The sequence below is a fragment of the Flammeovirgaceae bacterium SG7u.111 genome (assembly GCA_034044135.1).
Lineage (GTDB): Bacteria > Bacteroidota > Bacteroidia > Cytophagales > Flammeovirgaceae.
Window position 1 is genome coordinate 3,852,881 of sequence record CP139021.1, and the last position, 25,029, is coordinate 3,877,909.

The 25,029-nt window shown below is 41.1% G+C and carries 22 protein-coding genes; 12 read left to right on the forward strand and 10 right to left on the reverse strand.

The features are described from left to right. Positions 1–51 precede the first annotated feature (51 nt). The 5 genes from R9C00_15005 to R9C00_15025 all read left to right on the forward strand — a co-directional run bounded on the left by R9C00_15005 (position 52) and on the right by R9C00_15025 (position 8,215). Positions 52–1,032 carry a M23 family metallopeptidase gene (locus R9C00_15005; GenBank protein WPO33010.1) on the forward strand — a complete coding sequence of 327 codons (981 nt, stop codon included), beginning with the start codon at positions 52–54 and terminating at the stop codon, positions 1,030–1,032. Between the two features lie 227 nt (positions 1,033–1,259). Then, positions 1,260–1,592, forward strand: coding sequence for a MerR family transcriptional regulator (locus tag R9C00_15010; GenBank protein ID WPO33011.1), 333 nt, complete (start codon positions 1,260–1,262; stop codon positions 1,590–1,592). A gap of 86 nt (positions 1,593–1,678) precedes the next feature. After that, a complete protein-coding gene (locus R9C00_15015) occupies positions 1,679–4,438 on the forward strand; it encodes a family 78 glycoside hydrolase catalytic domain (GenBank protein ID WPO33012.1) in 2,760 nt (919 codons plus the stop codon). A gap of 295 nt (positions 4,439–4,733) precedes the next feature. Beyond that, positions 4,734–6,659, forward strand: coding sequence for a cation:proton antiporter (locus R9C00_15020; protein ID WPO33013.1), 1,926 nt, complete (start codon positions 4,734–4,736; stop codon positions 6,657–6,659). A gap of 236 nt (positions 6,660–6,895) precedes the next feature. Further along, positions 6,896–8,215, forward strand: a complete 1,320-nt coding sequence (locus R9C00_15025; protein WPO33014.1) for an MFS transporter — start codon at positions 6,896–6,898, stop codon at positions 8,213–8,215. Positions 8,216–8,272: 57 nt separating this feature from the next. On the opposite strand, the gene R9C00_15030 is transcribed toward R9C00_15025, so the two are convergent. The 5 genes from R9C00_15030 to rfaD all read right to left on the reverse strand — a co-directional run bounded on the left by R9C00_15030 (position 8,273) and on the right by rfaD (position 13,585). Beyond that, on the reverse strand, positions 8,273–9,256 hold the full coding sequence (locus tag R9C00_15030) for a DUF2971 domain-containing protein (protein ID WPO33015.1): 984 nt from the start codon (positions 9,254–9,256) through the stop codon (positions 8,273–8,275). A 28-nt stretch (positions 9,257–9,284) separates the two neighbouring features. After that, positions 9,285–10,370, reverse strand: coding sequence for a DUF1573 domain-containing protein (locus R9C00_15035; GenBank protein ID WPO33016.1), 1,086 nt, complete (start codon positions 10,368–10,370; stop codon positions 9,285–9,287). Positions 10,371–10,541: 171 nt separating this feature from the next. Beyond that, positions 10,542–11,519, reverse strand: coding sequence for a Gfo/Idh/MocA family oxidoreductase (locus tag R9C00_15040; GenBank protein WPO33017.1), 978 nt, complete (start codon positions 11,517–11,519; stop codon positions 10,542–10,544). A gap of 43 nt (positions 11,520–11,562) precedes the next feature. Continuing rightward, the gene (locus tag R9C00_15045) at positions 11,563–12,624 is read right to left on the reverse strand and encodes an aminoglycoside phosphotransferase family protein (GenBank protein ID WPO33018.1); all 1,062 of its coding nucleotides are present in this window, start codon (positions 12,622–12,624) and stop codon (positions 11,563–11,565) included. Then, on the reverse strand, positions 12,602–13,585 hold the full coding sequence (gene rfaD, locus R9C00_15050; GenBank protein ID WPO33019.1) for an ADP-glyceromanno-heptose 6-epimerase: 984 nt from the start codon (positions 13,583–13,585) through the stop codon (positions 12,602–12,604). Before rfaD ends, R9C00_15045 begins: the two co-directional genes overlap by 23 nt. A gap of 235 nt (positions 13,586–13,820) precedes the next feature. Between rfaD and lpxB the strand changes: the two genes are divergently transcribed. Next, a complete protein-coding gene (gene lpxB, locus R9C00_15055; GenBank protein WPO33020.1) occupies positions 13,821–14,924 on the forward strand; it encodes a lipid-A-disaccharide synthase in 1,104 nt (367 codons plus the stop codon). A 63-nt stretch (positions 14,925–14,987) separates the two neighbouring features. Here the strand turns inward: lpxB and R9C00_15060 are convergent, their stop codons facing one another. After that, positions 14,988–16,163 carry an aldose epimerase family protein gene (locus R9C00_15060; GenBank protein WPO33021.1) on the reverse strand — a complete coding sequence of 392 codons (1,176 nt, stop codon included), beginning with the start codon at positions 16,161–16,163 and terminating at the stop codon, positions 14,988–14,990. Between the two features lie 213 nt (positions 16,164–16,376). Between R9C00_15060 and R9C00_15065 the strand changes: the two genes are divergently transcribed. Then, the gene (locus R9C00_15065; protein WPO33022.1) at positions 16,377–16,742 is read left to right on the forward strand and encodes a hypothetical protein; all 366 of its coding nucleotides are present in this window, start codon (positions 16,377–16,379) and stop codon (positions 16,740–16,742) included. Between the two features lie 64 nt (positions 16,743–16,806). Here the strand turns inward: R9C00_15065 and R9C00_15070 are convergent, their stop codons facing one another. The 4 genes from R9C00_15070 to R9C00_15085 all read right to left on the reverse strand — a co-directional run bounded on the left by R9C00_15070 (position 16,807) and on the right by R9C00_15085 (position 20,008). Then, entirely contained in the window at positions 16,807–17,382 is a 576-nt protein-coding gene (locus tag R9C00_15070; protein WPO33023.1) for a DJ-1/PfpI family protein, read from the reverse strand. Positions 17,383–17,559: 177 nt separating this feature from the next. Continuing rightward, positions 17,560–18,165, reverse strand: a complete 606-nt coding sequence (locus tag R9C00_15075; protein WPO33024.1) for a DUF2911 domain-containing protein — start codon at positions 18,163–18,165, stop codon at positions 17,560–17,562. 82 nt (positions 18,166–18,247) lie between these two features. After that, positions 18,248–19,045 carry an arylesterase gene (locus R9C00_15080; GenBank protein ID WPO33025.1) on the reverse strand — a complete coding sequence of 266 codons (798 nt, stop codon included), beginning with the start codon at positions 19,043–19,045 and terminating at the stop codon, positions 18,248–18,250. A 48-nt stretch (positions 19,046–19,093) separates the two neighbouring features. Next, on the reverse strand, positions 19,094–20,008 hold the full coding sequence (locus tag R9C00_15085; GenBank protein ID WPO33026.1) for a mechanosensitive ion channel family protein: 915 nt from the start codon (positions 20,006–20,008) through the stop codon (positions 19,094–19,096). Positions 20,009–20,223: 215 nt separating this feature from the next. Between R9C00_15085 and R9C00_15090 the strand changes: the two genes are divergently transcribed. From R9C00_15090 to R9C00_15110, 5 genes are all read left to right on the forward strand, one after another. Then, positions 20,224–21,264, forward strand: coding sequence for an alkaline phosphatase D family protein (locus tag R9C00_15090; protein WPO33027.1), 1,041 nt, complete (start codon positions 20,224–20,226; stop codon positions 21,262–21,264). 111 nt (positions 21,265–21,375) lie between these two features. Continuing rightward, positions 21,376–22,374, forward strand: coding sequence for a DUF2235 domain-containing protein (locus tag R9C00_15095; GenBank protein ID WPO33028.1), 999 nt, complete (start codon positions 21,376–21,378; stop codon positions 22,372–22,374). A gap of 16 nt (positions 22,375–22,390) precedes the next feature. Continuing rightward, positions 22,391–23,503 (forward strand): PIN domain-containing protein, encoded by a 1,113-nt coding sequence (locus tag R9C00_15100; protein WPO33029.1) that lies wholly within the window; start codon positions 22,391–22,393, stop codon positions 23,501–23,503. Between the two features lie 106 nt (positions 23,504–23,609). Continuing rightward, positions 23,610–23,867, forward strand: coding sequence for a hypothetical protein (locus R9C00_15105; GenBank protein ID WPO33030.1), 258 nt, complete (start codon positions 23,610–23,612; stop codon positions 23,865–23,867). A 124-nt stretch (positions 23,868–23,991) separates the two neighbouring features. Then, on the forward strand, positions 23,992–25,023 hold the full coding sequence (locus tag R9C00_15110; protein ID WPO33031.1) for a tetratricopeptide repeat protein: 1,032 nt from the start codon (positions 23,992–23,994) through the stop codon (positions 25,021–25,023). Positions 25,024–25,029 lie beyond the last annotated feature (6 nt).

Below are 25,029 nucleotides of genomic sequence, written 5' to 3' on the forward strand. Positions count from 1 at the left end.
TAACCTTGAGCCTGTTTTTAAGTCTGATTTAATACACAAGGAAAAACACAAATGGCAAAAATCCAATATCATTACGATACAGAAACTTGTCGGTACGAGCGAGTAAAAAAATCTAAGGTTGACATGTTGGTCAATGCCTTGGGCATTTTGTTCGTATGCGTGTTCTCAGGTTTTATCTTTTCCGTGATCTACACCACGTATTTTCCTTCTCCAAAAGTTTCTAGGCTTACACGAGAAAATAAAGAGCTGGAAGCTTATTACGAAAAACTTAGTAAGGAAATAGGCGATGCGAAACTGATGCTGAGCAGTTTGCAAGACAGGGATGATAATATTTACCGAACCATTTTTGAAGCTGAGCCAATTTCGAGAGAAACAAGCCTTTCGAGGATAGGAAGCACTGAGCGCTACAAAGACATTTTGGAGAGCCAGGACGACAAAAGTACCTTGGTGATAAGCTCGTTACAAAAAATGGATGCACTCAAGCGTCAGGTCTACGATCAAACCCAAGAATACGACGAGCTAGTCGACATTACTAAAGCAAAAGCTGAAATGCTTTCGGCCCTTCCCTCTATCCAGCCTATTGCAAATAAAGATCTTACCCGACTAGCTTCGGGTTATGGCATACGTTTCCATCCTATATTGAAAGTAAGAAGGATGCACAAAGGCTTCGACTTTGCCGCCCCACAGGGCACGCCAGTGTACGCCACTGGCAATGGAACGGTGATAAAAGTGCAAAATATAAACCGGGGTTATGGTAAAAATATTGAAATTGATCATGGCTACGGATATGTTACCAAATACGCCCACCTCTCTGATTTTGAAGTGAGAAAGGGGCAAAAAGTAAAAAGGGGACAGATTATTGGAGCAGTAGGTGCTACGGGAACAACAGTTGCCCCGCATGTACATTACGAGGTGCTTTTTGATGGGCACAACATCAACCCAATCGACTTTTTCTACAACGACCTTACACCACAAGAATACACCAAGCTTCGTGAAATAGCTTCCATAGAAAACCAATCTTTGGGGTATTGATATTTCAGCAAAGAATATTTGCCTTGGTTTGCCTAGCAGTAATTAAAATTACTGCTTTTTTTATATTCAACTTGTTAAAACACAAGTATAGGTTTATATTGAGTTCGAAAAAATGCTTTAAGAAACTTGCTTCAAACAGTACTTGAGCAATTTCGAGTTAAATAGTTGATTATCAAACAACATCCTTTCCGCAAAAGGATGTATTAATTTAGTAGAGAACTGCTTAGATGGAAATAGAAAAAAGATATTATACCATTGGTGAAGTTGCTGAACAATTTGAGGTCGCCACCTCTCTTATTCGTTTTTGGGAAAGCCAGTTCGACATTATCAAACCCAAAAAGAACAAAAATGGAGCAAGACAATACACCAAAAATGATATAGAAGCCATTCGGACAATTTACCATTTGGTGAAAGAGAAAGGGTTTACGCTCCAAGGAGCAAAAGAAACACTAAAGAAAAACCCTAAAATAAAAGCAAATGCCGAAGCAGTCCGCTCACTCAAAAAAGTGAGAGAATTCTTAATCGATCTCAGAAGCAACATAAAAGACGAGCAAGAGTAAAAATTCGAATTATTTTTTTGACTAACCTTTCAAACACCTTCCAGCAGATACTGATTTTGCCCAGTACCTTTAAACCCCTAACTGAAATGAAACTAAATTCCTATATAAAATCCCTTTTGGGGCTTTTTTGCCTATCTATTTTGGCTGCAGCTTGTGTAAAAATATCCCCTCCGGGCGGCCCGCTTTTGCTTCAGTGCGAATACCAAACCGACCCCATTGGCATAGATGCTTTGCGCCCAAGACTTTCGTGGATGGTGAATGATAGTAGCAGAGGAGCTGCTCAAACAGCTTATCAAATTTTGGTGGCTAGCAGCTTAGAGTTGCTTGAAAAAGACGAAGCAGATATTTGGGACAGTGGGAAAACACTTTCAGAAGAATCTGCCTTGGTGACGTTTACAGGTTCCGAACTCAAGTCGAATACTAAATATTACTGGAAAGTACGGACTTGGAACAACGAGGATATGATGTCGCCGTACAGCAAGCCTGCCTCTTGGCATATGGGGCTGCTGCGTTCCTTCGATGCCGATTGGTCGGCAAACTGGATTGGCAACGAGGAAACAGGCAAGCCGCCTCGTTCGATTATGCTCCGCAAAGAGTTTGAAACAAAGAAGCCCATAAAACAGGCTACAGCTTTTGTGACGGGCTTGGGCAACTATCTTTTTTACCTCAACGGAGAAAAAGTCGGCAAAGACTTGCTCACCCCAGGTTGGACACATTACCCCAAGAAAATCCAGTACCAAAGCTATGATGTTACTTCTATGCTTAAATCGGGCAAAAATGCCGCAGGAGCTATTTTGGGAAACATGTGGTGGAGTAGCGGATTAGGCTGGCAAGGCGGAAACGAACGATACAGCGAAGGTCCCCTTCGTTTTCTTCTTTCTCTCCACATCACATATACCGACGGAAGCAAAGAAAAAATAATCTCCGATAAAAACTGGCTAACGACCAACTCTCCATTTGTGAGCAATACGCTTTACCATGGCGTAACCTACGATGCTCGCTTAGAACAAAAAGGATGGGCAATGCCCGGTTTCCAAGCAGAAAATTGGGACTCGGTTGCCATAGTACCTCAAGAAAAAGTAAAACTAGTTGCCCAGCAAGGACCTCCTATCCAAGTGGTAGAAGAAGTGAAACCTATGAAAGTGACCGAAGTTTCTTCTGGAAAATTCGTTGCTGATTTTGGCATCAATATGGTAGGCTGGGTTTCCCTTAAAGTGAAAGGAGATGCTGGTAAACAAGTTACCCTCCGCTTTGCCGAACTGCTCGATGAAAAAGGAAACGTGGACCAAAGAAATTTACGTTCGGCGAAAGCCACTGACAAATACATATTGAAAGGAGAAGGGGAAGAAACGTTTGAGCCAATGTTCACCTATCACGGTTTCCGCTACGTGGAAATTTCGGGAGTCGATACGCTTGATGCAAGTAACTTGGTGGGAAAAGTGATTTATTCGGCAGCTCCTACAACGGGTACTTTTGAATGCTCCAATGAGCTACTCAATAAAATTCAGGAAAACATAGTGCGAGGTCAGCGAAGCAATATGCATAGCGTCCCCACCGACTGCCCCCAACGAGACGAGCGCTTAGGCTGGATGGGTGATGCGCAAATTTTTGCACCTACCGCTTCGTACAACATGAACATGTCAAGATTTTTTGCCAAGTGGGAAAAAGACATTACCGATAGCCAGCACGAACAGGGCTATGTTCACGATGTAAACCCTGCGATAGTTGTAAAAGGGCCGTCCAGACCTGGTTGGGGCGATGCCGTGGTAGTAGTTCCCTGGATCATGTACAAATTTTATGGCGACAAAAAAATAATCACTGATAACTATGAAGGCATGGTCAAATGGGTTACCTACATGGAGCGTAAAGCCAATAATTACCTTTACGATTGGGCAGACCCCGAAAACCCTAATGCCTTAGAATATGGGGATTGGATTGCGCCTGTTGAATCTCCCAAAAAGCCGATTGGTGCAGCGTATTTCTTTTACAGCGCAAAGCTATTGGGTGAAATGTCGCGAGTAATTGGGAAAGACGAAGAAGGTGACAAATACGATTCGCTTTGCAGCAAAATCCAAAACATATTCCAAGAGACCTATTTTGATGAATACACCGCCAATTACGATAGCAGCACCCAAACGGCAAACTTACTTCCCGTAGCCTTTGGCATAACTCCGCCAACACTCAAAAAAAGGGTGATTGACCAAGTTGCCAAAGATGTTGAAGCAAATGGATTCCATCCAAGTACGGGCTTTTTAGGAACTTCTTATCTTCTTCCGCTCCTCAGTGAATATGGGCATCATGAAGTTGCTTACAAAACCGCTACTCAGACTTCCTTCCCTTCGTGGGGCTACATGGTAGAAAATGGAGCAACTACTATGTGGGAGCTTTGGAATAGCGACAAAGAGCCGCCAGAAAGCATGAATTCCCGCAACCATTTTGCACTAGGCTGTGTGGGAGAATGGTATTTTGGGTATTTGGCAGGTATCCGTCCAGAAACTTTTGAGCCAGGCTTCAAAAGCAGCGTTATTGCCCCGATGCCCGCAGGAGATCTTACTTGGGCAAAAGCCTCGCTCAAAACAAATTACGGAACGCTCGAAAGCCATTGGCAGAAAAAAGACGGTAAATTCATTTTAGATGTAGCTATTCCAGCAAACACCGCTTCGAGAGTTCGAATTCCGCTAATGGGAATAGATAAACCAACTTTGATAGAAGGGACAGACTATTTGGTAAAAAAAGGTAGAAAAGACGATGACGTGTCGGGAATCCAGATCAGAAGTATTGACAAAGAATTTATCGAGTTGATAGTTGGGGGCGGAAGGTATTCTTTTGTTTTGAATTTGGAATAAACCAATGTTATCAAGCAGGCTTATTTGAATTAACATTGAGTTTTAAGCTAAAAAAACGTACAGGTTTGCGCAATTCTGATATATTTGTTTTTTACAACTCATCAAACTTGGCTAAGATTTAGGTTTTTGGGAGCTTTCCTTCTACCTAAATACCAATAGACTAACTTGGTATTACCAAGATTCGCCGAAAAATAATCAACTCACTATTACTGACCCTAGGGGTTACTTCTGTTTTGCTTATTAAGCAAGCGGATATTTTTTACATAAAAGAAGAAAACTATTTGAGGCTATATTTATGGAGCAATATTTCGAGACTATAAGACTTTTGCTGGCATTTCTGGTGATTTTGATTGCTGCTAATCGGATTTCCTACATGTTTTTAAAAGTCAAACTTCCCCTTATTACAGGTCTACTGATAACAGGGGTTTTTGCAGGGCCTTTCATCTTGCAGCTCATTCCCAAAGCCTCCATCACCCACCTCAATTTTCTCAATGAAATATCCTTAGCCTTCATCGCCTTTGCTGCAGGCTCGGAGCTTTACCTCAAGGAAATCCGAAGCCGGATGAAAAGCATCATCTGGATGACCTTTGGACAATTGGTAATCACCTTCGTCATTGGGGTGGTTGGCGTATATTTCATTGCCGACTACATCCCTTTTATGGATGGAATGGAAACCAGGAGCAAAATTGCCATAGCGGTGTTGGTCGCTACTATTTTTGTAGCCCGCTCACCCTCTTCAGCCATAGCTGTCATCAATGAACTTAGGGCAAAAGGTCCTTTCACTCAAACTGCGATGGGTGTTACCGTACTCAAAGATGTATTGGTAATCATCCTGTTTGCCATCAACTTCTCTTTAGCAGGAGCAACCATTACAGGTGAAAAATTTGATTTCTTTCTTTTTCTAGTCGTCTTACTAGAGCTTGCTGGCTCTTTCTTATTAGGCTATGTGCTTGGGAAAGTATTAGAAATTATTCTCAGTATAAAGGCTACCACAAATGTCAAGACGGTCTTGATCCTTTCGGTTGGCTATGGAGTTTATGTTTTCTCCTCGTTTGTAAGCCACTGGAGCGAAGGTCAGTTTGGTGTGCACTTCCACATGGAGCCTTTGCTTATCTGTATTATAGGCAGTTTTGTAGTTACAAATTACAGTAAATACCGGCCTGAGTTCTTAAAAATCATCCACGATACAGGTCCTTATATCTACCTCACCTTCTTCACCCTTACAGGTGCGGGTATGTCTATGGATATCTTGATGAACGTTTGGCAAATTGCTTTAGCTCTATTCGCCATCAGGTTGCTGGGAATGGTTTTAGGAGGCTATGTAGGCGGTATTTTGGGTGGAGACCCGATGAAATACAACCGTATTAGTTGGATGCCCTACGTTACCCAAGCGGGCGTGGGCTTAGGTTTGGTGACTGAAATAGCAGGAAGCTTTCCGAGTTGGGGTGAAGAATTTGCCACCATCATTATTGCCGTAATCGTCCTAAACCAGATAGTTGGGCCACCTCTATTCAAATGGTCGATTGCCCATGTCGATGAAGACCATTCCAAAGGAAGCACACCACTTTACGATGGGCCTAGAGATGCCATTATTTTTGGACTGGAAGGAAAAGCAATTGCCCTCGCCCGAACACTAATGAAAAACGGTTGGCAAGTAAAAATAGCCACCAACATGTCCAATATCGACCTCAGTCAGATGAAAGATGTGGATATTCACTTCGTAAAAGACTGGAGCGTTGAAACCTTAGATAAACTAGAAACGGAAAAAGCAGAAGCCATTGTAACCATGCTTTCAGACAAAGAAAGCTTCAAAATATGCGAACTAGCCTATGAAACCTACGGCACCAAAGACATGGTAGTCAGGCTCAATGACCGAACCTATTACGACCAGTTTGTGAAGCTTGGCGCAAGGATAGTAGAGCCATCCATGGCCATTGTAAATCTGCTTGACCAATTCGTCCGCTCTCCTTCTACCACTTCCCTCCTTTTGGGCATGGAAGAAAGCCAGACTACCGCAGAAATCGAAGTACGAGACCCAGATATTCACGGTATGTTTATCCGAGACCTTCGCCTACCGCCAGATATCATCATCCTTTCCATAAAGCGTGGTGAGCAAATCTTGGTTTCTCACGGTTATACCCGCTTGAGAAAGCACGATTTGGTCAATATAGTTGGTTCAAAAGAAAGCTTAGAGCAAGTGCGTATGAGGTTTGAAAGCTAATAGTTCTTCTCTGAGAAGCAAATCTGGAGTTTGTGCTAGCCATCCTTTTTACCTAGAATGGCAATATGCTCAATTCACTTCGTTTTCATAATTGAAACAGGAGCATCTATTTGGGCTTAAGTGTAAAAGAAGTAAATTTGAAATAAGCTAGGGCCTATAGCAACCATACCATTATCCTCTCTCCTACCAATTACCCATTTTTTATTCTAGAATCCACTGTACTAAAAATATTGAAAGTGAACAACGAAGTAAAAGTAGAAAGCATAGCAATAGCGAAAAACCAGCCAAAGATCATCAATGCCTGGTGTTCGTACGATTGGGCCAACTCAGTATATGCACTTACCATTTCCTCCGCCATTTTCCCGGTATACTACAACAGCACTACCCGAGCTGCTTTTGGTGGCGATAAGATCCAATTCTTCGGCTTTCCTATCGAAAACACTGTACTTTACTCCTATGCACTCTCTTTTTCATTTCTCATCATCGTATTTCTTTCGCCTATCCTTTCGGGAATGGCTGATTATGGGGGGATGAAAAAGAGAATGATGAAATTCTTTACCGCATTAGGTTCAGCGTCCTGCATCGCCCTCTACTTTTTCAATGGGCACAATGTAGAGTTTGGAATCATCGCTACCATTTTGGCAAGCACAGGCTGGGCTGGCGCACTGGTTTTTTACAACGCCTACCTCCCCGAAGTCGCCACTGAAGATCGCTTCGATTCTATAAGTGCCCGAGGCTACGCCATGGGGTATGTTGGCAGCGTACTGCAGCTTATATTTAGCCTCATGATCATCATGAACCACGAATACTTGGGCATCACCGAGGCTTTTGGTTCTAAACTCGCCTTCCTTACCGTCGGGGCTTGGTGGTTTTTATTTGCCCAAATATCCTTTCACTACCTCCCCTCCAATGTGCACCAACGCCCGCCTAAGCGTACCAACCTGTTCAAAAAAGGGTACGGCGAACTTAAAAAGGTGTATTTCTTGGTGAAGAAAATGCCCGAAATAAAGCGGTTCTTACGCTCCTTCTTTTTCTACAACGCAGGGGTGCAGACCGTGATGTTGCTAGCAGCTACATTTGGAGAGAAGGAAATGAGCCTTACCGTTGACCAGCTTATCACCACAGTGCTACTCATTCAAATAGTGGCAATAGCAGGGGCATATCTTTTTGCCCAAATCTCAGCTTGGAAGGGGAATAAATTCTCCATAGCCGTCATGGTCATCATTTGGGTGGGAGTATGCGCCTATGCTTACCTCATGCAAACTGTGTTGGATTTTTACATCCTCGCCTTTGTAATAGGCTTGATAATGGGCGGCATCCAATCCATGTCTCGCTCCACCTACTCCAAGCTAATCCCCCGCGATACTTACGATACCGCATCCTTTTTCAGCTTCTTCGATGTAGCCGAAAAACTCTCCATCGTAATGGGAACTTTCCTTTATGGATTGATAGAACAAATTACAGGGAACATGCGCTTGAGCGCCCTGTCTTTAGTCGTACTTTTCGTTATTGGGTTTATTTTGCTTATGAGGTTCAAGATGCCTGAGAGGGAGTAAAAGAGGGTACAGGCTTCTAGAGTACAGCTTTTTTAGCTTGGTTTCTTAATAAGAATATCAAAAGTACTTTTTCAGTAATGAATGCTCGACCTTTGGAACAGTATTATATCTCTGAGTTAATACATTTATCTCTTGCGCATTTTTATCGAATTCTTTCTTCGACACTTTTGGACCGATAAGGATGCTTGAAATAGTGATATTTGGAAAGATATGATCTAGCCTTTCTTGGGTAACTTTATATTTTTCAAAATCTTCTTTTCTAAGTTTTGATTCAAATTCAATTTCACAGCTATGTTTGAGCTTCAATTCTTTTTCATACAGTTTTCCTGTAAACAAAAGACGAACTTCTCTTTCCGACTTATAAATACCTGATTTATGGTTCGATAACAGGTTTCTAAGTAACTCATCTATACCACGTATTTTAAAGCCATTATTTGATTTAATAAATTCTTGGTATGCTTTTGAAAATGCAATTATCTTATCAACTCCTTCATGACCATATTTTACTTTAGAAAGCGCATAATGAACCCAATGATAAGAATAGGCTAAATCAAATTCAAGAACTAATCCAACTCCCCTACAGTTATCGCTATATATTCGCCACATATCGAGACTTTCCTCATTCTGCTCAACGTCAAACTCACAAAGTGAAAGAGCGTATAAATCCTTTTTAATAAAATAGGATTCTCTTTCTTTTAGCCCTAAGGATTCAAAAATATTATGCAAATGATCTACCTCTAACTTATCATCCATTACAGATAGAGAACTCAATAGAAACTTTTTAGATTCTAAGATTTTTAAACAAGTCTCAAATGAAGTAAAATGGATAAATTTATTCTCTCCTCGGTAATGGTAAGAAGAACCATAATATGCATCAAAACAATCTGATTGCGAAAGGGTAGCGTAATTTGCCTTTGTTGCAGCAGCAGACACTATTGCCATAGATGAAGATATTTTAAAATTGGGCAATAGATATTTACGAACCAAATCGACAAATAATTCTACTTTATCTGATTGTATCATAGATTCTCTTGATGACATAAGTTCTAACTTCATGTAAAACACCAACTCAATCCCTAGCATCCAGTGTAACACTTAGCTTTTGGATGGGGTCGACAGGGTCGCTGCTGTAGATAATAAAGGAGCGGTCTTGCTTGCCTTTTTTGTTGATGTTCAGGATGGAAACGGTCAACGTTACGCTTTCCCCCGATGGAATGGTGGTTGGGAAGCCAAGGACTTCTCCTCCGTAGTTTGCCAAGGTTTTGTAGATCAGTAGGTCGTTTTCCCCTTCATTTTTTAGTTCGAAGTCCACGGTCTTCCCATCTCCTAACGTAGTCCTTCCCAAGTGGATGGTTTTGGTAGGGATGGAAAGCACGGGGCGCTTGGGGTCGAACTTGGACTCGGGCGAGAAGTACTGGGAAATATTGGCGGTGACAGCTAGGGAAAAGGCTTCGGTCTCCATTCCTTTCGTATAAAAGGTGAGGCTATCGAGCACCACTCCGTAGTCATTTTTAAGCTCGGGATGGTAAAACAGCACAAATTTCCCCACCGAGTTTGGAGGAATCATTTCGGCTGAATCGAATATCACCTCTACAAAGTCAGGCCCTTTCACCGAATCGTCTAAGCTGATGGGAAAATTATTGGGGTTATAAAATTCGATTTCTTTCCTGATGGGAGCTTCGTTGGTGATAGAGCCTAGCAACACCTGCCTGTGCTTGAACTGGAACTCCCCGTTTTTGTGGGGAAACTCTCGGTTCGGCTCAAAATCGAAAGGCTCGATGAACCCCGTAATCTTAATGACCGTGCTGTTAGGAATTGCCCCTTTGGCATATACTTTAAAGGTTTTCTCAAATGGTCCAGCCTTATAAGGCGAATAGGAAACTGTAATGTACCCATAATCCCCCTTTGCAATTTTTCCCTTGGAAAAATCGGCAATGGCGCAGGCACAATCAGGCTCTACCTTATAAACTTCCATAGGTGTTGCCCCTTCGTTCAGAAACCTAAAATCGTAGGTAATGGGAAACTGGTCTTGGGTGAACTTTCCCAGAGGAGCAGTCGGCGTTTCAAAAAAGAAAGTGGTGTCTTGGGCAATTGCTTGAGAACTGCACATCAACACAAAAATGAATAAGAATTTTATTCTGTTAAGAATCGCCATGGTTTTAAGTTCAGTTGGGTACACGTAGGATATTTTTTTTGATTTAATATGTAGGCTAGTATTTGAACGGGGCTTTTTAAGCCCCGCCTATGAATGAGCTACGGATTTAATCCGCTGATTTCTATCAAAACATGTTTGGCTTTAGCCTAAATATTTTGTAAAACATCTCTATTATGCAGTAATCAAATCCAACACATTGGAAGTCCGCATAGCCGATTCCCCTTTGCTTGGGCAAGGCGCACCACCGTTCAATTCATCTACAATACTCTGGATCAACGGTTGCTGAATATGCTCAGGATTATCGAACCTAAAACCTTCGTTACCACTAGAGCTGGTCAGCATTACGGGCTTGCTCAGATCGAACGAAGGGAACTTCACCGTTCCTTTCGAACCTATAATTTCGGTCATATCTATTTGCGAAGACTTATCTGCAGTGAAGCACCAAATGCCCGACCCCACTACGCCCGACTCAAAGTTGAAAGCCGCTGTGGTGATATCTGGGGCATTATAAAAGCCTGCTTGATTGTGATTGATTCCGCCCGCATTGGCAATTGGACCTAGCACATAATCTAAAAAGTCGAACTGGTGCGATGCCAAATCGTGGAAATACCCACCGCCAGAAATACTTTTCTTTACACGCCAGTTATTTGGATCTCCTTTTATATCCTCTGGCTTTGGCGCCCAATATAGGCGGATGTTCACCCCTCTCACTTCCCCAATAGTACCACTTTCTACTATCTCTTTCACCTTCAAAAAAGAAGGCAACATACGGCGGTAATATGCTACAAAAAGAGGTACATCTGCATCTTTGCACACATTTACCATCTCACCGCACTGGCTCAAGGTCATTGCCATCGGCTTTTCCACATACACAGGTTTGCCAGCATTTGCCGCCATAATGGTATAGAGCGCATGGCTGGAAGGAGGTGTGGCAATATAAACAGCGTCCACCTCTTCGTCGTTTATCAACTCCTCGGCATCGGTGTACCACTTCGGCACTCCATGTCTTTCGGCATAATCTTTTACCTTCTCTTCATCCCTCCTCATCACTGCAACCAACCGTGAACCCCTTGCTTTATTAAAAGCCGGACCACTTTTCACTTCGGTTACATCTCCACAACCAATCATTCCCCATCTAATTTCTTTCATTTGTAATTCTAGATTTTTTATTCTTTAATACAATTATGTTAACTTAGGTATTTCCCTGATACATGCTTTGGATGTAGTTGGTAATATATGAAATATTTTGGTGTAAAACTTGCGCAAAAGCGAACTGGCATTTTGCCCTTACCAAATTATGTTTTTCATGCTTAATTGAATAATACTTGTTCCCACCCAAATAGTCGGTAAGGAAGCGCAAGCCCATAATAAACGTCATATAGGCTGGAGCAAAAGCTAAACTTTCAACCTCCTTTTTAGTAAAAACAGAGATTGTCTTTGCAGCAAATCCTTTTGCAAATCGCTCAAAAAACACCTTCTCAAACTGCACCTTAGCCAAGTCTTTTTCGTCTTCTTCAGCTCGATTAGCAATTGTCCGGATCGCATCGCCAAAATCGAAGGCAACGTAGCCGGGCATCACCGTATCTAAATCAACTACGCAGGGCATTTGCTGTTCGCCAACAAACAAAATATTATTGAGCTTGGTGTCATTATGAATCACTCGCAGCGGCAAAGTATTTTCATGCAAGCCCTTAAAATAAGCTTCCATTTTTTTTCGTTGGCTTTCCACAAACCCAATTTCATCCACACATTCTTCCAGCTTTTGACTTGAAGCGTTGCCCTTCGTCTCGTCCCACTGGCGAAACCGCCAGCAGATATCATGAAAATCGGGAATGGTCTCGCTCACCGCCGCAAGGGGCAAATCCGCTAGTTGAGAGATAAATTCGCCGAAGCCTTCCCCTGCCAACTCAGCCAAGCTTCCATCCGTAGGTTGGTCGTAACTTTTGCTATTTCCCACAAAATGGAACACCCGCCAAAGCCCTGCTTGTCCTTCGTAATATGGCTGACCTTGTTTGGTCAATACCAATTCCAACGCATTCCCTTTAGTGCCTTTCAAATGCTCGGAAACCGCTTGGATATTTTGCATAAGCGAAGGCACATCGGCAAATACTTCCTCGTTTATTTCTTGCAACAAATAAGGTTTATCGCTGGTCGAAACTTTAAAGGTTTGGTGGATATGCCCATTGCCAAAAAGCTCAGCAGAAAGAACTTCTCCTTCTATGGCAAATTGATTAATAACATTTGCCCATTCCATCGCCAGCTCCTTCCATCAGGTAATTTTTTACATAATCGGTTACACCATCTTCCAAGCTGGTAAACGGCTTATCATAACCAATGCCGATGAGCTTTGCCATGTTCGCTTCTGTAAAATATTGGTACTTGTCTCGGATATCGATTGGGGTGTCTATGAAAGAAATGTTCTCTTCCACTCCCATCGCCTTGAAAGTGCTTTTTACCAAATCGAGGAAAGTTCTCGCCTCACCAGTTCCCAAGTTGTAAATTCCCGAATCTTTGCGGTGGTGCATCAAGAACATCAACACTTCCAATAAGTCTTTTACATAAATGAAATCTCGCTGCTGTTCTCCGTCTTTAAAGTCAGGATTGTGCGAACGGAAAAGCTTCATCGCATTCGTTTTCTTTATTTGGTTGTAAGCATGGTAGATCACAGAAGCCATTCTACTCTTGTGATATTCATTGGGGCCGTACACATTGAAAAACTTCAGCCCAGCCCAAAAAAGAGGCTTTTCTTCTTGAGACAACGCCCAAATATCGAACAGGTTCTTTGAATCTCCGTAAGGGTTCAAAGGTTTCAGTTCGGAGATTTTTGACTCATCATCGTCGTAGCCCAACTCGCCCAGCCCGTAGGTGGCAGCCGAAGACGCATAGACCAATGGGATTTGGTATTGGCAGCAAGCTTTCCATATTTTTTTAGAATAATCGATGTTCAGATGATCGAAAATAGACATATCAAATTCCGTGGTATCGGTACGAGCACCTATGTGGAAGATGAATTCTACTTTTGCCTCATTTTTCTCTAGCCAAGTAAAAAACTCCTCTCGCTCCACTCGCTCTTGGATGTTCTTACCCTCAAGGTTGTGCAATTTCTCCGTTTTTGAAAAATCATCTACTGCGATAATATTATTGAAATTATCTTGGTTAAGGCGAGCCACCATGCAACTGCCAATAAACCCTGCTGCTCCTGTTACAACTATCATTTCTTTTTGTTTTTGCTTTTTATATAAGCTGTTTTGAAATCTAATTCCCAAATAGCTTCGTACCAAACTTGGGTCGTTTATCTTTGAGCCCAAAATAGATTTTGCCCACAAGCGACTTGCTTGAAACACTACTTTTTAAAGAGCTTGCAAGTTAGTTGTTAATCTGTTTTTGCCCAAGAAAATAAAGATTGAAAACGGGTGGGAAGCAATTTTTAGAACTCAAAAAGAAGACACATTGAAATACTACATTATATCAGGCGAGAAATCGGGCGACATGCACGCCGCCAAGTTGGTAAAACAATTAAAGTCACTTGATGTGGAAGGCGAATTTAGAGGCTGGGGCGGTGACCGAATGGAGGAAGAAGGCGTAGCTTTAGCCAAACATATCCGCGAAACTTCCTTCATGGGCTTCTTGGAAGTCGCCATGAACCTTCGCACCATCTCATCTTTCATAAAATACTGCAAATCAGATATAAAAGATTGGGACCCTGATGTAGTCATTCTGGTAGATTACGCTGGTTTCAACCTGAAAATAGCAGAGTTCACCAAAGCCCAAGGGATCAAAACCTATTACTACATTTCCCCAAAAGTGTGGGCATGGAACACGAAACGGGCTTACAAAATAAAGCGCCTGGTAGACAAGATGTTTGTGATCATGCACTTTGAAAAAGCTTTTTACAAGAAGTATGATTTTGAGGTCGATTATGTGGGCAACCCCCTGTTCGATGCGGTAGCTGAATTTTCTCCCAACGCTAATTTCTTAGAAGAAAATAAGTTGGCAGATGCGAAACCTATTGTAGCACTTTTGCCAGGAAGTCGCAAGCAGGAAGTAAAATCTATCTTGGGAAATATGGTGGAAACGGCAAGCAAGTTTCCCGATTACCAGTTTGTGGTAGCTGGGGTTTCAGAGCTTCCCGATGAGCTTTACAAACCCGCCAAAGCATTGAACCTTCCTATTGTTTTTAACCAAACATACGACCTTCTCAACCACTCCAAAGCGGCACTGGTCACTTCCGGAACAGCAACTTTGGAAACTGCCCTGCTCAAAGTACCACAGGTAGTCTGCTACAAAACAGGTACGGTTTCTTACCTCATTGCCAAGAATCTCATTCAAGTCCCTTACATTTCATTGGTGAACTTGATAGCCGACAAACCTTTGGTGAAAGAGCTGATACAAGCGGAGTTGAATGCGGAAAATCTGAAAGAAGAATTGGGGAAAGTATTAGGAAAAGAAAGAGAGAAGATGCTGAAAGGCTACGAAGAAATGATAGAAAAGATCAAAACAGAAGGCGCATCGAAGCGAACCGCCAAGCTGATGTATGGTTACTTGACCGAATAAAATAGGGCAAAAAAAGAGGCGCAACTAATTGCGCCTCTTCAATTATATATCAATAATTAAAAGCTATTTCACCGAAAAAGAATATACCGTTTTGGTATAATATTCTTCGCCAGGGTTCAACACTGTACTTGGAAAATCAGATTGGTTAGGAGAATCTGGATAGTGCTCTGGCTCAAGGCAAAGCGCATCTCTAAAATTATAACTGACACCACCTCTCCCTACAAATGAACCATCAAGGAAGTTGCCCGAATAGAATTGGATAGCTGGTTCAGTAGTATAAAGCTCCATAAACCTACCACTCTCAGGGTCGTAAACTGTAGCAGCTAGCTCTAAACTATCTTGCTTTTCTTTTTTCAACACAAAGCAGTGGTCGTAACCCAAACCATATTTTAGCTGCTCATTTTCCTCTTCTATCTTCTCCCCAATTTTTATTGGAATGTTGAAATCAAACGGAGTTCCTTCCACTGAAGTAAGCTCGCCAGTAGGAATGAGTGTTTCGTCAACAGGCACTAACTTATCCGAAGCAATCATTACCTCATGGTCCAAAATATCGGTCTTTGCATTGTCCGTAAAGTTAAAATAGGCATGCTGTGTAAGATTTACAATCGTCTTCTTATCCGTAGTAGCCTTATAGGTCACTTCCAATTCATCTGAGTTGGTCAAGAAATACAAAACCTCCACATTGAGATTTCCCGGGTATCCCTCTTCCATATCTTTACTAAGATAGGTCAAAGTCAAACCAGCACCTTCCTCGGTTTTAAATTCTTCAGCAGCCCAAACTACTTTGTCAAACCCTTTTGTTCCTCCGTGCAAGTGGTTCTTACCATTATTTTGAACCAACTCATAGTCTACACCGTCTAGGCTAAACTTCCCATTGGCTATTCGGTTGCCGTACCTGCCTATAAGCGCTCCAAAATACGGGCTGTAGTTTTCATAATCTGCAACTGAATCAAAACCTAGTGTGATTTCACCAAACTCACCTGATTTATCTGGAGTAAGAATAGAAGTAATAATCCCACCATAATTTGTGACTTTGACCACCATGCCGTTAGCATTTTCCAACGTGTAGAGATCAACATCAATCCCATCTTGTGTGGCGCCATATGCTTCTTTGGAAACAGATGCTTCTGCTTTAGGAGCTTCAGCTACTACCTCTTCCTTTTTTTCTTTTTTCTCACAAGCAGAAAAAATCGAGGCAATGGCCATCAAATAAAAAATCTTTAAAAAACCTCTTTTCATCTTTAATTTGTTCTGGGGTAAAAACATGAATACGACCCCAAATTACTCAAGAGAATCGGTTAAAAAAACTAATTCATCATAAGAAAAAACACAGTATTTGAATTTAACTGTATTTCAGACATTTATATACAATAAATGTCACTACTAATGTGAAATCTAAGCCTCATGTTGTCGTTTATTGAAAGGAATGAACTTAAAACGTAACACAATAAAATGTCTGGATTCAATAAAATTACTCACAACGGAAAAGAAATTGTCTACATAGACTACAGAGGATGCAAGGGTGATGATGCATTAATGGAGGTGTTAGTAGCGGCTCAAAAAGGGATAATTGAAGAGAACAAAGAATACTTACAACTCACTGATTTCAGAGATACTTTTGTATCACAGACCTATATGAAAAAAGCTAAGGAGGCTGTAAAAGACACCCCGAAGCTAGCCATTAAAAGAGCGGTAGTTGGTATCAATAGCCCAGCAAAAAAAATGCTCTTGATGGCCTATAACCTCATATTGGGAAGAGACAAAGCTGTAAAGCCGTTTGAAGATATAGAGGATGCTAAAGATTGGCTGACCTCCTAGATGATAGGTTTATTTCAAAAAACAACCCTTAGTTTTCGAAAAACCAAGGGCTTTTTTTTATTTCTTATAATTCGATTTTAGTTCCTAGCACTTTCAAAAAAGCAGCGATCCATTTGGGGTGCCCAGGCCATGCTGGCGATGTAACCAATTTCCCGTCCACTACTACATCATCTACGGCTACTTCTTTATATGTGCCACCAGCCATCGGCACTTCTGGCCCTACTGCTGGGTAACAAGTCAAGGTTTTCCCTTCCACCACTCCTGCCGCTGTCAAAATCTGAATACCGTGGCAAACTGCTGCAATTGGTTTGTCCTCCTTGGCAAAATGCTGTACCATTTCTATCACCTTGACATTTAGGCGAAGGTACTCCGGTGCACGCCCTCCGGCAATTACTATCGCATCGTATTCCCCAAATTCCACATCGTCGAATGAATAGTTTAACACGAAGTTATGCCCTCTTTTTTCACTGTAAGTCTGGTCTCCTTCAAAGTCGTGGATGGCAGTAGGTACAAAGTCTCCTTTCTTTTTTCCTGGGCAGACAGCATGTACATTGTGCCCCACCATCAGGAGCATTTGAAACGGCACCATCGTTTCATAATCTTCAGCATAATCGCCTGTAAGCAACAAAATATTCTTCATTTTCATTAAAGGTTTAAGGATAGAAAAAAATGATGAAAGGAAGTTTGTTTGAAAAGCCGTAAGACTTGTTACTAAATATAACAAACTGAAAGGAATATTGAAAGGAGTAGTTGGGGTAAAAATAAAAAAGCCCTTTGGAAATACCAAAGGGCTTCGAAATATGCTAATCTTCGTCGATTAGTTCAATGTCTTTTTGATGCCTTCTACTATCGCATCAGCTTTTGTATCTACATCAAATGCTATATAATAATCTGCCCAAAGCATTCCGACTTCCCCTACTTTGTTATCGCCGGCAGAAACATAATACATCAATCTTTCAGTAGGTTCAGGCATTTTAACAGGTTTCACTTTGATAGAAACAGCATCGTCAGCAGCAAGAGCGGCCTCATCTATTTTCCCATCTTTCATATAAGTAAATACACTATTTCCTTTGCTGTTGATATGCACTACCCAATCTTCATTTTCCATAGGAGTAATAAACAAGGTATAAGAACCAGCTCTTAAATCTTTGTCTCCAATTTTTACACCAGTGCTAAACGTGACTTTTGTAGCAGCATTGGCACCTGCTCTCCAAGTGACACCCCATTTCTCAAGCTCTCCGAAAACCTTACGTCCTTTCACTCCAGGTGAAGAATAATCGATGGTAATCTCGGTAAAACCTACAAGCTGAGATACACTAGCTGAAGGGCTCGGCATAGGCATTTTAGCCTGAGCATGAGCAGAAAAGGCAAATAAGAAAGATAGTGCTAGCAAACTAAGTGCTTTAAACATGTTTTTTTTCATGGTATGAAATTGAGTTTATGTTAAAAAAATATAATGTGATAGAATGTATTACAAAGTCTATAAAAGGAAAAATGTTTCGAGATTATTGAACTTCTTCCAGCAAAGGCTTCAAAATTCCCCAAACTGTTTCAGCTACAATCTTCTGCCCTTCTACATTTGGATGGATTCCATCGGGCAAATTCAAATGCGACTCACCTCCTACATCCTCGAGAAGAAAAGGGATGAGAGCTATGTTATTTTTCTCTGCAAGGGTTGGATAAATTTGCTGAAACTTTGTACCATAGTCTTCTCCCATGTTAGGAGGAGCCATCATCCCTGCCAGCACTATTTCCACATCGGGATATTTAGCCTTTGTTATATCAATAATCTTCTGCAAATTCTTTTGAGATGATTCGGGGTCAATCCCGCGAAGGGCATCGTTACCACCCAACTCCAACACAAAAATATCCACTGGCTGCTTCAGCACCCATTCTATCCTATTTGTACCACCAGCAGTAGTTTCTCCACTCAAACCCGCATTCACCACTTCATACTCCCAACCAAGCTCGTCTATCTTGTTTTGGATAAGTGCTGAAAAAGCTTGGTCAGGTTCCAGACCGTAACCAGCGGTCAAGCTATTTCCAAAAAACACAATTCTTTTCTTTCCGGCTTCCGAAGCAGATTGCACATCGCTGGCAGATGTCACGCTCTCTTTAGCCAAAGGTTGTTCAGCTATTGCTTCCCCACTCTCCTTTTTAGAGCTGTTACATGAAAAAAGTCCAAAGAGTAAAAAAGCTAACCACAGGTGAGTTGTTTTCATAATTCCTATATCTATTCGTTTGTTTTTTGCTAATGAAATTGATACCACTTCAAATAAAGAGGTGAGTAAAAACTGTTTCATAAAGCTTATTTAACTTCCTAAACCACTTTTTTCGATCTTGTGTTCGGTTTAGTTCGAATCATTTTTACCAAAAGAAGGATCGAACTTTACCTCGCCCAGTTGTTTCCCCCCTTTTATACCAAAATCCAACGTCCTGATTGGGAACGGTATGGTGATTTCATTTGCATCATAGGCTTTTTTGATGGCAATTACCACCAAGCTTCTCGCCTCCAAAAACTGGGTTTGATCATTGGTAGGCAGCCACAAAAACAACTCGAAAGTGATAGAACTATCATCAAAACTTCGAAAGCTCAAAAGTGGAGGAAGAGTGCTGTCTAACCCATTGATGTCCTTCACTGCATTTAATGTTATCTCTTTCACTCGCTCCAAGTCTTCTCCGTAGGATACCCCTACTTCTAGGTGCAGGCGCCTTTTCTGGCTAAGGCTATAATTGGTAAGAGGGCTTTCTATTATCTGCTTTGATGGCACCAAAATATCTTCCCCTGTGAAGGTTCTCAGGTGCACCACCCTAAGGTCAATTGCCTGAACCACCCCTGTTTCACCATTGGTAGAAATTAGGTCTCCTATGCTCAACGGCCGCTGGGCAGCAATGATGATCCCAGAAATAATATTGGCAGCAATGCTTTGGAAAGCGAAACTCAAACCCAAACCAATGATACCTGCACCAGCTAGCAATTGCGTGACTGTTTGGTCTAGATCTAGTGTATTGAGGGCAATAAAGAGCCCTTCGAACAATACAAAATAATAGACCGCCAGAGACAGGACGCCAAGAATAGTGTGATTGGTTATGACTTTTGAGAGCAATTTGAATGTCAGATTTTTAGCCAGCTTAGCCAGTCTAAAAAATATAAACATCACGACGCCTGCTAAGATCATATCTGGCAGCATTTCTATCAACGTTTCCGCCCAGGTCATCAGCTTTTTCTTAAGCAACCCTATTCCATCAATAAATCCTTCTTCCATTTATACTAGATGTTTCAATTAGATTCAATGTTCACAAATATTCTTGCCTGCGTATTTCTTTCTGCGAAAGATAGACAACTAGCATATAATACTAAAAGTTATATGCCTATTATTTTCCAGCAAGTTTTATGAAACAATAAATTCATCACAAATAAGTACCTTACTCAACTTTCAGCTTTACTTTTGGGGCATTACATCAACAAAAACCACATTATATGACCAAAAATACCTTAATATCAATTCTTGGGTTAGCCCTCCTCGTTCTAGGGTTTACAAGCTGCGATAAACAAACAGAAAAAAACGAGGTAACTGAACCCGCTATCACCACCATTGCCTTTGGCTCTTGCAACGAACACAGACGAGACCAAGCCATGTGGAAATCGGTACTTAACCAACAGCCCCAAGCTTGGGTCTGGTTGGGCGACAATGTCTATGGCGATACTGAAGACATGAGCTTATTGAAAGAAAAGTACGATACCCAAAAGGCAAACCCTGACTACACCAAACTGAGAGAAAACACCAAGGTGTTCGGCATTTGGGACGACCACGACTACGGCGTGAACGATGGTGGAAAAGAGTACCCAATGAAGAAAGAAAGCCGAGACCTCATGTTTGAGTTTTTGGATATATCCAGCACCGATCCCGTTTGGAACAGAGAAGGCGCCTATAATTCTTACCTTATAGGCGAAGGAGATAAAAAAGTGAAAATCATCTTATTGGATGCCCGATACTTCAGAGATACCTTAACGCCCTCTCCCGATCCTGAACTCCGCTACCAACCCCGAGAAACGGGAACTATACTAGGCGAAGAACAATGGGCATGGCTGGAAAAGGAATTTGAGAAAAACGAGGCGGCTATCCATTTGGTAGGCAGCGGCATTCAAATAATTCCCGACCAACACGGCTGGGAAAAATGGGGGAACTTCCCCCACGAAAGGCAACGCTTATTCGATCTTATCCAACAAACCAAACCCAATGGGGCTATCTTGCTCAGTGGGGACAGGCACATTGCCGAGGTCTCTAAAGTTGAGCTGGAAGACTTGGGCTATCCACTATACGAAATAACTGCAAGCGGGCTTACCCATACTTGGGGCGAAGCTGGGGAAGAATATAATCCTCACCGAGAAGGCGAACTTATAATAAAGAAAAACTTTGGGCTACTGAACATCTACTGGGAGGAAAACCCGCTAAAAGTAGAAGTGGAGATAAGAGGACTAGCCGATTCCTTGTACCAACAAAATATTTTTTATTATTAACGGCTATAGTACTTAGGTAAAATTCTGTAATATTTTGATTTAAAACGTTTATCTGTTTATATTGAGCAGGTAAACGTTTTTTTATTCTTTGGAAATACAAAAAATGCTCTAATGGGAAAGAACATAGTAGTTTGTTACGATGGAACAGGCAATGAATATGGAAAGAACAACACCAATGTGGTAAAAACATTTGAATCGATTATCCGAGACAAGGAGCAAATTGGTTTTTACGATCCTGGCGTGGGTACTTTTAGCGTGCTAGGCAGAAACTTGGGCAAAAAAGTAGGTATAATACTGGGTCAGGCATTTGGCTCAGGCTTGCAACAAAACATTGAAGATGGCTACGAATACCTCATGAACCGATACGAGCCAGGGGACAAACTTTATATCTTCGGTTTTAGCCGAGGGGCTTTTACCGCTAGGGCTTTGGCAGGTATGCTCCACAAATTCGGTTTGTTGCAGAAAGGCAGCAAAAACCTAATCCCCTATGTTTCCAAAATGTACAACGAGAAAAGGTTTGGCGTTGCCAATGATTTCAAAAAAGGATTTTGCAATGAATGCAAGCCCCACTTTGTAGGCGTATGGGATACTGTTGGCTCTCTAGGATCTATCCACAGCAAAACCTTTTACGACGCCAAGCTCAATCCTGACGTAACCTACGGCTATCATGCCATTTCCATAGACGAAAAGCGTTCGAAATTCCCTGTTAGCCTTTGGGATGAGCTTGCTCGCGAGCAAGCCTACCAAACTATAGAACAAGCATGGTTTGCTGGCGTACACTCCGATGTGGGCGGTTGGTATACCGAAACCGGTCTTTCCGACATAGCCTTGGGCTGGATGATGGACAAAGCACAAGCGGCTGGGCTTAAGCTCAAAGATGGTTGGGAGAAAAAGCTGAAGCAAGACTGCCACTGCAAATCACACGAATCGAGGGAAGGATTTTGGAAAGTATGGAAAGCAGTGATGAGGCAAATCCCCGAAAACTCCCTCATACACAAAAGCGTGGTGGACCGCATGAACAAAAATCCAGCTTACCGACCTATCCTACCCGCCAACTTCGAGGTAGTAAGCAACCCAACCTATGATAACATTCAGGCTCCGGGGGTTTGATTTGAATAGCTAAAAAATGAAACCAAAAATTATTATTGATACTAGCATTCTCAGAAAACATAAAACACTAAAGACTGATGCGATTTTACTATTAGCAGAATTATCAAAGCGTGAGTTTATAGAATTTATCATTCCTGAAATAGTTAGAATTGAGTTCTTATCACAACTCCAAGCTGAATTAGAAGAAGAGTATGACAAGATAATTAGCCATTTAAAGGCATTAACTCGAAAGTCTTTACTAAAAAACAACTCAATAACCTCTGATATTGAAAAATACAAAGCATTAAAAAATGAAGAGTTAAAGTTAATAGAAAGTAAATGGAGGAGCTTTCGCCGTAATAGCAATCTATCATATGAGAGTTATTATAGTGGCTTTCTTATTTCGAGAGTATTTAATGATTATACTAAAGGTAACCCACCGTTTTCGTCAAAAAAAAATAGAAAAGATATTCCAGATGCATTTATCTACCATAATATAAAATCAATCGATGGTAATAAATATTTCCTATGCAATGATCAAAATTTATCTAATGCTGTTATAACAATTAAAAACACTAAAGTTCTTGATTCTATAGATAAATTATTTGAAGAAGAAGAATTAAAAGCTATAATTTCCAAGTTAGAAAGTTTAGGAAACGTCAAAAGCACTATTGATCTTCTGATAAAACATGAGAAAGAAGTCAAGTCTATAATTGAATTTCATTTGTTATCTTCAGTACCTTTTGAGTTACATAAGAGGTCTGGAAAAGCACCTGACCTTTTAACAAAAATCTCAACAATAGAAGAACCTGAAATCCACTACTCGAAGGCAAGGTTATATGAAGATGGAAGTATTTTTATTCCCTTTGAATTAAAAATAGATTGTGTACTTGAGGAGGAAATATCTATTGACAAATTTGAATCAATAAAAAGCAGTCCTTTTTTTTATCTAATTACAAATTACATTGAATTTATAGAGTTCGAAGACAAAGTCATTCAACAAGATACATTTAGTGGAACTATTACTTCTTCACTAAAGATAAAAAAAGAGAATTCTTTCGATAGTATTAAAGAAAGTATTGATATTCTAGATTTTACTAGCGATTGGCTTGTTTCTAAATCTTTAAATAAATTAGCAGATGATATGTAATTGTTATTAACCCTCACAATCACACTTCGCCCTTGACTTCTAAACTCGATATTCGTTAATCCTTGTTCGTGCATCATTTTCAGAAATATAATCAACCTCACTCCCATTGAACACTACAGATTGGACAGGATTTATCGGCGTATTTCAAATCCTTTTGGCATATATCCTGAATGTGACTGGGAAGATTGGAAAGGATGATGTCGCTTTTATGGTGTTGAACCTGACAGGGGCAGGCATGGCTTGCCTCGCTTCCATCCTGATGGACTATTGGCCCTTTATTTTATTGGAAGGTGTATGGGCACTTGTATCTCTTATCTCATTGATAAAACATATAAGCAACCAAAGCACCGACAGTACGAAATGATTATTAGGAGGTGGTCGCATTAAAAACAATTTCAATCAAGCATTTTGTTTTATCTCGGCAGGAGTATTTAAACTTGCAGCAGAATAGTTTAGTTCAACAACCATTTCATTCAGACTAAGGCAAAATGAATCTTTCAAAAAACATATTATACATTTTTATTTTTTTCATATTGACAGCTTGCGGAAGCGAATCGGGCAGGCAGAACAGTACCATTCGTTTTTTCCAACGTGCCAAACTACACTTGGAAAAAGATGAATACAACGATGCCATCCGCTTTCTGGACCAAGCCATTCAAGAAGACAGCAACTTTGTAGATGCATACAACAATCGAGGGATTGCCTGGTTTGGCCTGAACGATTACATCCGTGCAGTGGAAGATTACAATAGTGCCATTAAAATTGATAGTGCTTTTGGAAATGCATATTACAACCGAGCCAATGCTTGGTTTGAACTTGGGGCATTTGAAAAAGCTTTGGAAGACCTAAACCAAGCAGTCGTCATTTTACCCGATTCGGTGGATGTATATACGAACCGAGGTACGGTTTATCAAAAGCTAGGTCAGTTTGACGAAGCAATTGCCGACTTTGACAAAGTGATAGAGCTTAACCCCGAAGACGTCACTGCCTACCTTAACAAAGGCTCTATTTATTTTTTCTTTAAAAAGTACGACGAAGCGGAAAGTCTTTTCAAAAAGTCGCTGGAAATGGGTGAAAACTCAGATTTTGCCTACAACAACCTAGGCTTGCTCATGGCGGAAAAAGGGGATTATGAAACTGCTCTCGATTATTTAGAAAAAGCCCTAAAAATAAAACCCGCTGCTCCGTATTACCTCAACAATCGAGGCTTTGTAAAACTAATGCTCGGTCAGCTAGAAGCAGGGCAAGAAGATATTAAAAACTCTTTTTTCTACGACCCAAACAACGCGATGGCTTTTAGAAACCTTGGGATTTACCAATACAAATCGGGCGATAGCACTGCTATTAGCACTCTCCAAAAAGCCTTGGAGAAAAATCCTGCCATGGATGATATTCACTTTTACTTGGGCAATGCTTATTTCACCTTTGGCGATAAAACAAAGGCTTGCCAAGAATGGGAATTTTCCATTGAAAAAGGGGAAAAAGAAACGATAGAAGACTTCGAGAAGAATTGTAAGTAAAAATAA